Here is a 13,677-nt window from a genome sequence, read left to right on the forward strand (position 1 = left end):
TTGTTTTATAATAAATATAAAGGTCAGGAATGGTCAAAGGAGGAATGAGGAATGGACCTAAATCGAATGACAGAGCGTTTACAGCAAGGCATAATGAATGCGCAAGATTTAGCAATGAAGGAAAATCATCAAGAAATAGATGAACCTCATTTATTACTATCACTGATGAATCAAGACGACAGCCTAATAGCAGCCATATTAGAAAGAGCAGCCTTGCCGACTGATAATGTTCGTAAAAGCTTGTTGGAATCCTTAGCGAAAAAACCACAGGTTACCGGGAGTGGTGTTGAACAGGGGAAATTGTATATTACCGCTAAGCTGCAAAAATTACTAGTAAGTGCAGATGAGTTTGCCTCAAAGTTTTCCGATGAATACATTTCAGTAGAACATTTTCTGTTAGCGGCAGCATATGCTGATGATTCTGTAATGAAAAAGATAATAAAGTCTTTAGGGAAAACTCCAGAAGCGATAGTAAATGCTATTAAAGATATTAGGGGGAATCAGAGAGTGACTTCACAAAATCCTGAAGCAGGTTATGATGCACTTAAAAAATATGGCAGAGATCTAGTGGCCGAAGTAAAAGCGGGGAAAATGGATCCAGTTATCGGCAGGGATACAGAAATTCGTAATGTCATTCGGATCCTGTCTAGAAAAACAAAGAATAATCCAGTCCTAATTGGTGAACCAGGGGTAGGGAAAACAGCGATTGTGGAAGGATTAGCGCAAAGAATTGTTAGAAAAGATGTCCCAGAAGGATTAAAGGATAAAACTATTTTTTCACTTGATATGAGTGCCTTAATTGCCGGGGCAAAATTTAGAGGGGAATTTGAAGAAAGACTGAAGGCGGTTTTAAACGAAATTAAAAAAAGTGAAGGGCAAATATTGCTATTTATTGATGAAATCCATACGATTGTTGGAGCAGGAAAGACTGAAGGGGCTATGGATGCAGGGAATATGTTAAAGCCAATGCTAGCACGCGGGGAGCTTCATTGTATCGGAGCAACCACACTAGATGAACATCGAAAATATATTGAAAAAGATCCAGCGTTAGAACGGAGATTCCAACAAGTACTTGTCCAAGAACCCGCTGTTGAAGATACCATTTCTATCTTAAGAGGATTAAAGGAAAGATTTGAGGTTTTCCATGGTGTAAAAATTCACGATCAAGCGCTTGTAGCAGCAGCTACATTGTCAGATCGTTACATTACAGATCGTTTTTTACCTGATAAGGCGATTGATTTAGTTGATGAAGCATGTGCGATGATCAGAACGGAAATTGACTCGATGCCAACGGAACTTGATGAAGTGACACGCAGAGTCATGCAGCTTGAAATTGAAGAGGCAGCATTACGAAAAGAGAATGATGAAGGCAGTAAATTAAGACTGGAAGCGTTATTGAAAGAACTAGCAGATTTAAAAGAACATGCCGATAGTATGAAAGCCAATTGGCTAAAAGAAAAGCAAGATATACAAAATTTGCAAGAAAAACGTGAACTGCTTGAAAAGCTTCGCCGTGAACTTCAACAGGCGGAGGATCAATATGATTTAAACCGTGCGGCAGAACTCCGGCATGGCAGGATCCCGTTAGCTGAAAAAGAACTTAAAGAGTTAGAAGACCGTACCATAAAAGGTGAGCGGCTGCTTAGAGAGGAAGTAACGGGAGAGGAAATTTCCAATATTGTCTCGAGATGGACAGGAATACCACTTTCTAAATTAGTTGAAGGGGAAAGGGAAAAACTGTTAAGATTGGAATCCATTTTGCATGAAAGAGTGATTGGGCAAAACGAGGCAGTTAGCTTAGTCGCTGATGCAGTGCTGCGAGCTCGTGCAGGAATCAAAGACCCAAATCGCCCAATCGGATCATTTTTGTTTTTAGGACCAACGGGTGTTGGGAAAACAGAACTAGCCAAGACCTTAGCAGAATCTTTATTTGACAGTGAAGACCATATTGTTCGTATTGATATGTCAGAATATATGGAGAAGCACTCTGTCTCCCGTTTAATTGGTGCACCTCCAGGCTATGTTGGCTATGAAGAAGGAGGTCAATTAACAGAAGCTGTCAGAAGAAGACCCTATTCCGTCATATTAATGGATGAAATTGAAAAGGCCCATCCAGAAGTTTTTAATATTTTATTACAAGCATTGGATGACGGAAGGTTAACAGATTCCCAAGGACGGGTTGTAGACTTTAAAAATACTGTAATTATCATGACGTCCAACATTGGGTCAAACTTCTTATTAGAACGAAATGAAAATGAAATAGAAATTTCAGATTCAACAAGAGCAAAAGTAATGAGCCAATTAAAAAGTCACTTTCGTCCCGAATTTTTAAATCGCATTGACGAAACCATCCTCTTTAAACCGTTATCTTTAGATGAAATAAAAAATATTGTTGTTAAAATGATGAAGGAATTAAAGAATAGGTTAAAAGAGCAACAAATTGATATATCGATTAGTGAGGAGGCTAAAAAATTTATTGCTATAAATGGATTTGACCCAATATATGGGGCAAGACCATTAAAGCGATATATACAAAGACAGATTGAAACCAAACTCGCTCGTGAGATAATAGCGGGGAGGGTCCATGATCAGTCGACAGTGGAAATAACGATTGAAGATGGAGAAGTTACTTTAAAGACAAATTAAATAAAATGAAAAAAGGCCGTCCACCTGGGATGGCCTTTTTTAATTATTATTAGTGTTTACTAACGGGTTCATTAGGAATGACTGCGCTAGCAATGAAAATCAACACAGTTACTCCAAGGGAAACTATAGCACCGGAGACAAAGTCAAAGGATACACCTGACATGGAACTAACTACATATGAAAGCATTTGCACTAAAAGAAACGACCAGAAAAAAGTCCAAAAGAAACGCACTACTTTTCACCTCTTACCTATTTTACGTCAATTTTATAGTACCATATGCGTTCAAAAAAATACATATAAAATAAATTTTCTGATTTTGCCTGCGAGTTTCTTAAAAAATGGGCAAACCCCCTTTCAACTCTTCTAAAGCGGCATACAATATTTTGAGGAAATATGTAAAAGGAGATTTATCAATGGAGAATCGTAATTTTCAGATGGATACCCAATGGAATATTATTCATTACCCCGAAAAGCCTACAGGATTTGGGATTTTAATTATCGGAGATGAAAGACATTTTGTGGATGAAAGCAAAAGCTTTTGGACACAAAATGAAGGGAAACAAGCTATTATCAATCAACTCAAAGAAAAAGGGTACACCATTTTTTCCTCAAATCTTTATGGGCGAAATTGGGGGAGCGATAGTGCAATCGAGCTTGCTCAAAGATTATATCAGCATGTAATACGCAGTGAAATTCTTAATAATAAAATTCATATTCTGGCCGAGGGTATGGGTGCACTAGTGGCAATAAGATTAATGGAGAAAATGAAAGGGAGTATTAGGTCGGTCATCCTGCTTAATCCGATCCTTTCGTTAAAACACCATCTTGAACAAGAAAAGGAACACAAATTTTTTTATAAAAAGTTAATAAGAGAATTATCAGCGGCACATAACGTTAATCCAACTTTAATAGAAAGCACAATATTGAGTATAGACGATTTGGAAAGCACAGAATTCAGTTGTCCAGTTAAAATCATTCAGGTTCTTTCTGGTGGGAAAGCCTATTCCCAATCAAAACACTATCAACAATTCTTTAACACACTAGAAATTAATCCAACCTATATCCTTCCTGAAAAAAAGCAACAGCTTGGAAAAATGATTATAAAGTTTTTCAATAGTCATGAAACAGTCCTTTAAATATCTTACCTCCCCAAAATGAAATAATTCCTTTGTAAAACGCATAGGATTTTAAAAGGATAGTTTGGGGAGGAAGAATTAATGGACAAGGCTATTATTTTTGGAATTTACAATTTTTTAAGTTTTCATACATCCAAAGCACTGCTGAATAAGGGAATTGAAGTCATTGGTATTCATGTTGATGGGATGGAACAGGACTGCTTCCTTGAAGAAAAAAGACTTGAAGTAGGCAGGAATGCTAATTTTAGCGAACTAACCTTAACTGAGTGGGAAAATACACGAGAACAAGACGTACACAAAGGAACGCTTGTTTTATCTATTTACGATTTATATATGCTTAACAAAGAATCCATTTTAAAAAATGAAAAGGTTACCAAGCAGTTCTATCCCATTATAGAAAACAGTCTGAACAAACTCGATATAGTATTAATCTTGCCAATGCAAATGCTGACATCAAAGCAAGATGAGACAATTGCTGCTATTCTAGAACGTGTTAATGGGTGGGGGAATAACATACAGTTATTTTATTTACCTGCTATTTATGGTCCTTGGCAGCCAGATTCATTTATATTTCAACAGGCGATTCTTTCAAAAATGCTAAAGATAGAACTTATAAATAACGAAAGAGAATGGAAAAACGATGTACTTTATATTCAAGATGCTGTTGAAACAATCTTGGAAAGATTGGAAACAACAAAAAATGGGAAGACACAGAGTTACATGCTTGAAAGTGGGAAAAAGAATTATTGGAATGAATGTGCCTCCTATCTTAAAATAGATGAGAAAATCACGATTACTCGTTCAGAACCTGTCCAAATTGATTCGCAAATTGTTCGAATACCAATAAAAAAAGTTACCCCAATTGCAGACTCTTTTAAAAAACAAATTGACCAAGTGGATCACTTGTATTCTAACCACTCTTAAGGTTTGCAACCCATGAGAATCCACGTTATAATACCAAAATAAACGTATATAAGAGGGGTACATATGGAAAATCAAGATAAAACACTACAATTTATGCAAATAGCAATGAAATACTTACCAGAAGCAAAAGAACAATTAGATCAAGCTGGGGTTGAATTATCAATGGAACTAATTCAGCCATTTATGAATTTATTTACAAAAGTAATGCAAGAAGCCTATGAATTAGGCAAAGAGGATGCACTTAATGTTAAATAAGCATGAAAAGCTGCCGCAAATTGTGGCAGCTTATTTCTTTTTTAAAAATTGTTCAATAAGAGATGGGATCTTTTGAAATAACGGTTTAAAACCGCGGACAGATTCCATAAGAGTGTCAATATTCGTCATGAGTTCCACATAATCTATTGTGGACTGATTTTCTGTTTGTTCATGTTGAACCTGTTGACTAGACTCGTTCCTAGGACCAAACATCAATGTGTTGAACCTGTCTTGATTGTTTTGCTTCGGTTGTTCCTCCTTATTCTGCTCGTGATGATCTGTCATCATATAACAGCTCCTTCCAATCAAAGTATCTTTAAAATTAGCATATGATTGATAAATTAAAAGGAAAGTACATTAGCGGAATAAGAACAGGAAGAAACTGTTGCTTATTATAGGGGATATTTGTTAAAATTAGTACCAAGTCATAATAATTGATAATAATCCTAAAATATATCGACTTACAAACAATAAAGGAGATGGGACCATGAGAGCTGGTATTGTTGGAATAGGCAGGTATTTACCAGAAAAAATTGTCACGAATCACGATTTAGAAAAGATAATGAATACATCTGATGAATGGATTCGTACCATGACAGGGATTGAAGAAAGAAGAATAGCGGCAGATGATGTAAATACATCAGATATGGCCTTTTTTGCTGCCCAAAAAGCGATTCAAGATGCCGGGATAACACCAGAAGAGATTGATCTTATCTTAGTGGCAACTGTTACTCCTGACTCACCATTCCCATCGGTTGCGTGTAGAATTCAAGAAAGATTAGGGGCAACAAAAGCGGCGGCAATGGACGTTAGTGCTGCATGTGCTGGGTTTATGTACGGGATTGTAACGGCAAAACAATTTATTGAGACAAATGTATATAAGTACGTATTAGTTGTTGGGGTAGAAAAGCTTTCAAAAATAACGGATTGGACTGATCGTAATACTGCTGTATTGTTTGGGGATGGTGCTGGGGCCACTATAATTGGGCCAGTATCTGGAGATAGAGGTATCCTATCCTTTGAACTTGGTGCGGATGGTACTGGTGCAAAGCACCTTTACCAAGATGAATACATTATTATGAACGGACGAGAAGTATTCAAATTTGCAGTAAGGCAAATGGGAGAAAGCTGTATAAATGTACTTGAAAAAGCAGGTTTAACCAAGGATGATGTTGACTTCCTAATTCCACATCAAGCGAATATCCGAATCATGGAAGCGTCAAGACAAAGACTAGAATTACCTGTTGAAAAGATGTCGAAAACGATTAACAAATATGGGAATACTTCTGCTGCATCGATTCCAATCTCGATTGTAGAGGACTTGGAAGAAGGCAGAATTAAAGATGATGACCTTATTGTAATGGTCGGTTTTGGCGGCGGACTTACATGGGGAGCCATTGCGATTCGTTGGGGGAAGTAAACACAACGCTTAGTCCCATTTTATAGAGAAATTTAATGACAGAGAAAAGGAGATGTTTACATGGAAAAGCGCAGGGTTGTAGTGACCGGTGTAGGTGCAGTTACACCGCTTGGAAACGATGTTGTGACCACGTGGAAAGGAATTTTAGAAGGGAAATCAGGCATTGGGCCAATGACAAGGGTAAATGCTGACGAATATCCTGCTAAGGTTGCGGGTGAAGTAAAGGACTTTAATCCAGAGGCGTATCTTGATAAAAAAGATGCCCGGAAAATGGATCGTTTTACACAATTTGCAGTTGCCGCTGCTATCATGGCCGCTCAAGATGCCAATTTAACGATTAATGAGGAAAATTCTCATCGTGTGGGTGTCTGGATTGGGTCAGGTATTGGGGGAATGGAAACGTTCGAACAACAATTTGAGATTTTTCAAAAAAGAGGATACAAACGGGTTAGCCCATTCTTTGTTCCCATGTTGATTCCTGATATGGCAGCAGGTCAGGTTTCCATCATATTAGGTGCAAGAGGTTTCAATTCTTGTACGGTTACGGCATGTGCAACAGGGACAAATTCGATCGGGGATGCATTTAAAGTAATCCAGCGCGGTGATGCTGATGTAATGGTAACAGGTGGAGCGGAAGCACCGATTACAAAAATGTCGGTAGCAGGTTTCTGTGCAAATACCGCTCTTTCAACAAATCCAGATCCCAAAACAGCAAGCAGACCTTTTGATAAGAATCGTGATGGATTTGTGATTGGTGAGGGTGCAGGCATTGTTGTATTAGAAGAATTGGAGCATGCCCTTGCCAGAGGAGCTAAAATTTATGCTGAAATTGTTGGGTACGGTGCAACAGGTGATGCGTACCATATTACAGCCCCTGCACCAGGTGGAGAAGGCGGTGCCCGGGCAATGAAAATGGCTATCAACGATGGCGGTTTAAAGCCTGAGGATATCGACTATGTTAACGCACATGGTACTAGTACTGAATATAATGACAAGTATGAAACTCTGGCTGTCAAAGAAGTATTTGGAGAGCATGCATACAAACTTGCAATAAGTTCTACCAAGTCGATGACAGGACATCTTCTTGGTGCTGCTGGTGGTATTGAAGCAATCTTTAGTGTTTTGGCAATCAGAGATAATATGCTTCCGCCAACCATCAATTATGAAACACCAGACCCTGAATGTGATCTAGATTATGTTGTCAATGTAGCAAGGGAACAAGAAATCAAAGCCGTAATGAGTAACTCGCTAGGTTTTGGTGGACACAATGCTACACTAGTATTTAAAAAGTATTTATAATAATCAACCCGGCCAGACGGAAGTTTGGCCGGGTTATTTATTTTAACCTGTATCCCAAGAATGAATGAACCCCTTCACCAAAGTTTCATAAAATGACCAAGAGGGGGACTTTCATTAATAATGGGGTGAAGCAATGGGAATGATGCGGACAGATCAATGGTTACAAAAGGATTTTGACAGGCCAATTGTCATGTGTGAAAAACTCCGTCCTTATTTTAATGGAGAAAGTGCAAATGAAGTATATAATCAGTTAAAAAATTTTGGAATGTATCGACCGTCAAAGTTCACTAGAGATTATCTTAATCAAATGCTTGACCATAATATATGGAATCGAGTAGGACGCTTATTTACAGACTATAAAAATAAATGGAACGGCCCTGATATACCCGTTTTCCTCTTTCCAGTCGCCCAAACAGGAAGTTTCTTTAAAAGAGAGAAAAACAGTAAAGCAGGAGTGTCCTTCCCAGACAAAATGTTTCTATTCCTCTCAAATTATGAGGATATGAAAGAAGTTGAAGCACTTTTGGTTCATGAATATCACCATGTCTGTAGAATGAACATGTCTGATAAAATATTAGAAGATTATTCGTTACTTGACTCTCTCATTATAGAGGGTCTGGCAGAATATGCGGTGTTAAAACATTGCGGAAAGGAATATTTAGCAAACTGGTGCCATATGTATTCAGAAAAGGAACTCTTACTGTTTTGGGATAAATTTATAAAAAATCGGCTAAATAAGAAGAAAAACGAGAGAGATCATGATGATCTTTTATATGGTGGAAGAGGAATTCCAAGATTGTTAGGGTATGCAGTCGGATATAATATTATTAAGGAATATTATGAGAAAAATAATTATTCTACAAAACATTCTTTTACCATTCCTTCTGCTAAGTTTATTCAAGATAAAATAAAAACATCCTAAAAAAGCCTACTAAATTCGGCTTTTTTATTTTGAATAAAAAGAAGAGTGATAATTAACCAAAAAGTCTTGCAATTGTAATAATTCTGTCATAGAATTTTATGTAAATATAATTAATTACAAATAATTCAAATAAAGTAAGAAGGTGTGATATGAGCTCGACTAAATCATTACTTAAAGAAGCACCGTTGCTTGAGGTTAAAAATTTAGAGACAGCCTTTGATATTGAGGGAATTGATTATAATGCCGTGGATAATGTCTCATTTCAAGTAAAGCCACGACAAATAGTGGGAGTGGTAGGAGAATCTGGTTGTGGAAAATCCGTGATGAGTCTATCCGTTATGCAGCTGCTTCCAAAAGGAAGTGGAAAAGTAAAGTCGGGAGAAATTATTTTTAATGGCATAAATATAGAGAAAATGTCAGATTCTCAAATTAATAAAATTCGCGGAAAAGATATTTCGATGATTTTCCAAGAGCCAATGACCTCACTAAATCCTGTTTTTACAATCGGTTATCAACTGCAGGAAGTGCTATTTAATCATTTAAAAATATCCAAAAATGAGGCGCGGCAAAAGGCCATCGCTTTATTACATAGTGTTGGTATCTCCCGTCCTGAAAAACTAGTAGATGAATATCCACACCAATTATCAGGTGGGATGAGGCAAAGAGTGATGATCGCCATTGCGATTGCCTGCCAGCCGAAATTACTCATTGCAGATGAGCCGACCACTGCACTGGATGTAACGGTACAAGCACAAATTTTAGAACTCTTAAAGGAGATTCAGGCCGTAAATGATATGTCGGTCATTTTGATTACGCATGATTTAGGTGTAGTAGCAGAAATGTGTGATGAGGTAATCGTCATGTATGCTGGAAAGATTGTTGAACGTACCGATGTGGATACGTTATTTCATAACCCTAAGCATCCATACACCACCTTACTTCTGGGGGCTATTCCCAAAATGGACCAGAAAGAAGAACGGTTAAGCTCAATCCAAGGAATTGTGCCATCGCTCACCAATATGCCAAAAGTTGGCTGTCGATTTGCTAATCGCTGCCCAAAGGCTATGCCTGAATGTACTACTATTACCCCTTTACTATCAGATGTGGAAGTTGGCCATGAAGTTGCCTGTTTGCTTTTTGACACTAGTAGACCAAAAGAAGGGGTGAGGTAATGAGTACCGTTTCAGTACATAAAAATAATCAAATACCTTCCTCTCAATCTGAAAATCTTTTAGAAATTCATAACCTTAAAACCTATTACCCCGTTAAGGGTGGATTCCTCAAACGAACAATCGGAAATGTTAAAGCCGTTGATAATATCTCTTTTACCATTAAGAGAGGGGAAACGCTAGGATTAGTTGGTGAATCTGGATGTGGCAAGTCCACTGCAGGTCGAACTATTTTAAGATTACTCAAGCCAACAGAAGGTCATATCTTATTTGACGGAAAAGATATTACTAAAGTTTCAGGTAAATCACTTCGTGAAATTCGAAAAGATATGCAAATGGTCTTCCAGGATCCATATGCTTCATTAAATCCCATGCAAATGGTAGGAGATATCATAGCGGAACCAATCTATAATTTTAATAAAAGGACAAAGAAAGAGTTAAAAGAAGAAGTAATGGATTTATTAGATAAAGTTGGATTACCCCCAGAAGCTTATTACAAATATGCGCATGAATTTTCCGGAGGCCAAAGACAACGGATTGGAATAGCACGTTCACTTGCATTAAGGCCTAAATTAATCATCGCTGATGAACCAGTTTCTGCACTGGACGTTTCGGTACAATCACAGGTGTTAAATCTATTAAAAGATTTGCAAGAAGAATTTGACCTAACCTTTTTATTTATTGCTCATGATTTAAGTGTTGTTAAACATATGAGCGATCGAATTGGAGTTATGTACTTGGGCAATATGGTTGAAATTTCCGATAAGGACGACCTGTATGAAGAACCGCTCCACCCCTATACGCAGGCTCTAATCTCAGCTATACCATCCCCAGATCCAAGGATCAAGAAAGAGAGAATTATTTTAAAAGGAGATGTACCGAGTCCAATTAATCCACCATCGGGATGTCCATTCCATCCACGTTGTCCACTGGCAATGGAGGAATGTGCTAAAACGAAGCCTGTATTAAAGGAGGTGAAGCCTGCTCATCAAGTAGCTTGCCACCTTTATTAACAAAAAAATGTAAAAAAATTAGGGGGGAAACAAATGAAGAAACGAAGTATGCTTATGTTAGCTGCCTTAATGCTTGTTTTGTCGGCATTCTTAGCAGCCTGCAGTGGCGGAGAAAAAGCAGGTACTAAAGAAGAGAAAGGCACTAAGAGTGGGGAATCAGCTGGAAAGCCACAGGATGGCGGAACATTAGTTTATGCGCTTGATTCAGCTCCTGAGGGTAAATTTAACTATTCATTTTATGGGAATGCTACAGACCAATATGTAATTGATTTCTTTGATGAAAACTTAATTGATTATGATGCTCAATTGAAAGCGCAGCCACATATTGCTTCTTGGAAAACAGAAGACAATAAGGTATTTGACTTTGAAATTAAAAAAGGAGTTAAATGGCACAACGGTGATGAATTATCAGTAAAAGACTGGGAATTCGCCTTAAAAGTTGTGGCTGATAAAGATTATGAAGGCCCGCGTTTTGATAACGTAAGAAATATTGTTGGGGCACAAGATTACCATGATGGAAAAGCAACAGAAATTTCTGGTATCAAAGTAGTGGATGATTACCACATCCAAATCACTTTTGATAAGGCACGTGTAAACAACTTGGATAACCTTTGGACATATCCAATGAATCGTACAGAATTTAAAGGCATGGCTGTAAAAGACATGATGAGTTCCGAACAAGTGCGTACCAAGCCAGTAGGATTAGGTCCATTTAAGGTAACAAAAGTTGTACCGGGTGAATCTGTTGAAATGGAACGCTTCGATGATTACTTTGGCGGAAAGCCGCATATCGAGAAAGTAGTCGTAAAAGTAATCGATCCATCACTTTCTGTAGGCGAACTGAAAAATGGCACACTTGATATGACCTCATTCCACCCAAGTATTATTGACCAAGTAAAGGCACTTGACAATGTAAATGCTGTCACATACCCAGGCGTAAGCTACTATTATGTTGGATTCCGTTTAGGAACATGGGATGGCGAGAAAAACGTTATGAATGAAACGAAGTATCAAGAAAAGAAACTTCGTGAAGCAATGTATTATGCCATCAACCGTGAAGAGTGGGTTAAGGCATTCTTCTTTGGAGTTGGTAAACCAGTAAACCGTCCAATTCCAACAAACCACTGGATTGCAGCAGATAATAAAGAATTAGAACAATACAAATATGATCCTAAAAAAGCAAAAGAATTGTTAGACGAAGCCGGATATAAAGATGTTAATGGCGATGGTTTCCGTGAAGACCCACAAGGCAAGGAATTTGTTGTAAACTTTAGTCATTATGCTACTTCAAATCCAACATTTGAATCTCGTGCAAAAGCATTAACTCAATATTGGGAAGAAGTCGGTTTAAAATCAAAATTAACCATGACTGATGTAAATCTTTATTACGATATGTTAGAAAAAGCAGATAAATCGATTGAAGTATTCTTCGGCGGTTGGTCTACTGGTTCAGATCCGGATCCAACTCCACTTTGGGGTTCTAAAGCACTTTGGAACTACCCTCGCTGGGTAAATGCTGATAGTGATAAATTACTTGATCAAGCACTTGACTTGAGTATTGTTGGAACAGATAACGACAAACGTAAGGACCTTTATGTTCAATGGCAAAAACTATTTATGAAGGAACTGCCAGTGTTACCAATTGCTGAACTAGAAGAAACAATGGCTGTCAGCAAGCGTGTTCAAGATGTTAAATTTGACGTATCTGGTATGAACCGTCCAAATGAATGGTGGATCAAACAATAATCACAGAGACTAACATGCATAAGTTTTAGCTAATGGCTAAAAATTTTTAACAGCTCAAGGCGGTTCAGGTGGGATAGAGAAAAAAGCTCTTGAAATTCTTTCTCTACTCCCATTTGAACAAGCTTGAGTTACATAATCTACTATGGTTAAACATAGTTACAGACAAGGAGAATACACATGCTTAAATACGCGTTTCGAAGAATTTTGGGCATGATTCCAATGTTATTCCTCATTTCCATCGTTGTTTTTTCCTTGGCTAAACTAATGCCGGGCGATTCCCTCAGCGGTGAAATTGATCCGAGAAATACTGATCCGCAATATATTGCGGACATGCGTGAGAAATTAGGCTATAACGATCCATTACCACAACAATATGCACGCTGGATTGGTAACTTCGTGCAAGGGGACTTTGGCAAATCGACACGATTTAAAATTGAAGCAGCCGATGTTATTGCAGAACGTATTCCTAACACATTGTTACTAGGATTATCTTCTATATTAATCACCTACATTCTTGCCTTTATAATGGGTGTATACTCTGGTAGAAAACCCTATACACTGGGTGATAATTTAATCGGAGGATTAAATTATTTAGGATTATCGATCCCATCTTTTATTGCTGGGGTATTTGCAATCTTCTTTTTTTCTTTTAAATTAGGGTGGTTTCCTTCAAATGGTTCGGTTGATATAGGTGTAACAGAAGGAACACTCGATTATTGGATAAGCCGTATTCATCATGTCTTCTTACCTGCTGTAGTTCTTGGACTATTAAGTACGGCAAGTTATACGCAGTTTTTACGAAATGATATTATCGAAAATAGCCGTAAGGATTTTGTGAGGACAGCTCGCGCAAAAGGTACACCAGAAAGAAAGATATATAATGTTCATATTTTAAGAAATTCTATTATCCCGCTCATTACCTTTTTAGGCTTTGATTTAGTTGCCATTATTAGTGGTGCCATCATTACTGAAACGATTTTTACTTATCCAGGTCTAGGACAACTCTTCTTACAATCTGTTGGTACTAGAGATTATCCTGTATTAATGACGTTGACAATGTTATTCTCGTTTTTAACATTAATTGGAAACCTTGTTGCTGATGTTCTATATGGTGTTGTAGATCCAAGAATTAGGCTAGATTAGGGG

13 protein-coding genes are annotated in these 13,677 nt (G+C 37.6%); 11 read left to right on the forward strand and 2 right to left on the reverse strand.

The window, feature by feature from the left end:
- The first annotated feature begins 51 nt into the window (after nt 1–51).
- Nucleotides 52–2,646, forward strand: a complete 2,595-nt coding sequence (gene clpB, locus AC4E8C_RS06620; RefSeq protein ID WP_490211246.1) for an ATP-dependent chaperone ClpB — start codon at nt 52–54, stop codon at nt 2,644–2,646.
- A gap of 49 nt (nt 2,647–2,695) precedes the next feature.
- On the opposite strand, the gene AC4E8C_RS06625 is transcribed toward clpB, so the two are convergent.
- Nucleotides 2,696–2,878 (reverse strand): YjzD family protein, encoded by a 183-nt coding sequence (locus AC4E8C_RS06625; RefSeq protein WP_490211248.1) that lies wholly within the window; start codon nt 2,876–2,878, stop codon nt 2,696–2,698.
- A gap of 182 nt (nt 2,879–3,060) precedes the next feature.
- On the opposite strand from AC4E8C_RS06625, the gene AC4E8C_RS06630 reads away from it, so the two are divergent.
- The 3 genes from AC4E8C_RS06630 to AC4E8C_RS06640 all read left to right on the forward strand — a co-directional run bounded on the left by AC4E8C_RS06630 (nt 3,061) and on the right by AC4E8C_RS06640 (nt 4,962).
- Complete coding sequence (locus AC4E8C_RS06630; RefSeq protein WP_490211249.1) at nt 3,061–3,783, forward strand: alpha/beta fold hydrolase; 723 nt, start codon at nt 3,061–3,063, stop codon at nt 3,781–3,783.
- 81 nt (nt 3,784–3,864) lie between these two features.
- Nucleotides 3,865–4,707, forward strand: coding sequence for a hypothetical protein (locus tag AC4E8C_RS06635; protein ID WP_490211250.1), 843 nt, complete (start codon nt 3,865–3,867; stop codon nt 4,705–4,707).
- Between the two features lie 63 nt (nt 4,708–4,770).
- Nucleotides 4,771–4,962, forward strand: a complete 192-nt coding sequence (locus AC4E8C_RS06640) for a ComZ family protein (RefSeq protein ID WP_490211252.1) — start codon at nt 4,771–4,773, stop codon at nt 4,960–4,962.
- Between the two features lie 30 nt (nt 4,963–4,992).
- Here the strand turns inward: AC4E8C_RS06640 and AC4E8C_RS06645 are convergent, their stop codons facing one another.
- Nucleotides 4,993–5,250 carry a hypothetical protein gene (locus AC4E8C_RS06645; protein ID WP_490211253.1) on the reverse strand — a complete coding sequence of 86 codons (258 nt, stop codon included), beginning with the start codon at nt 5,248–5,250 and terminating at the stop codon, nt 4,993–4,995.
- A 199-nt stretch (nt 5,251–5,449) separates the two neighbouring features.
- On the opposite strand from AC4E8C_RS06645, the gene AC4E8C_RS06650 reads away from it, so the two are divergent.
- The 7 genes from AC4E8C_RS06650 (at nt 5,450) to opp4B (ending at nt 13,674) form a co-directional block, all read left to right on the forward strand.
- Entirely contained in the window at nt 5,450–6,382 is a 933-nt protein-coding gene (locus AC4E8C_RS06650) for a beta-ketoacyl-ACP synthase III (protein ID WP_490211255.1), read from the forward strand.
- 60 nt (nt 6,383–6,442) lie between these two features.
- Nucleotides 6,443–7,681 (forward strand): beta-ketoacyl-ACP synthase II, encoded by a 1,239-nt coding sequence (gene fabF / locus AC4E8C_RS06655; RefSeq protein WP_490211257.1) that lies wholly within the window; start codon nt 6,443–6,445, stop codon nt 7,679–7,681.
- A gap of 133 nt (nt 7,682–7,814) precedes the next feature.
- Nucleotides 7,815–8,603 (forward strand): DUF2268 domain-containing putative Zn-dependent protease, encoded by a 789-nt coding sequence (locus tag AC4E8C_RS06660; protein ID WP_490211258.1) that lies wholly within the window; start codon nt 7,815–7,817, stop codon nt 8,601–8,603.
- A gap of 149 nt (nt 8,604–8,752) precedes the next feature.
- Nucleotides 8,753–9,775, forward strand: coding sequence for an ABC transporter ATP-binding protein (locus tag AC4E8C_RS06665; RefSeq protein WP_490211260.1), 1,023 nt, complete (start codon nt 8,753–8,755; stop codon nt 9,773–9,775).
- A complete protein-coding gene (locus tag AC4E8C_RS06670; protein WP_490211262.1) occupies nt 9,775–10,785 on the forward strand; it encodes an ABC transporter ATP-binding protein in 1,011 nt (336 codons plus the stop codon). Before AC4E8C_RS06665 ends, AC4E8C_RS06670 begins: the two co-directional genes overlap by 1 nt.
- A 33-nt stretch (nt 10,786–10,818) precedes the next feature.
- Nucleotides 10,819–12,531, forward strand: a complete 1,713-nt coding sequence (gene opp4A, locus AC4E8C_RS06675) for an oligopeptide ABC transporter substrate-binding protein (protein ID WP_490211264.1) — start codon at nt 10,819–10,821, stop codon at nt 12,529–12,531.
- Nucleotides 12,532–12,708: 177 nt separating this feature from the next.
- Entirely contained in the window at nt 12,709–13,674 is a 966-nt protein-coding gene (gene opp4B / locus AC4E8C_RS06680; RefSeq protein ID WP_490211266.1) for an oligopeptide ABC transporter permease, read from the forward strand.
- The last annotated feature ends 3 nt before the right edge of the window (nt 13,675–13,677 follow it).

The organism is Neobacillus sp. SRL179 (genome assembly GCF_984799095.1).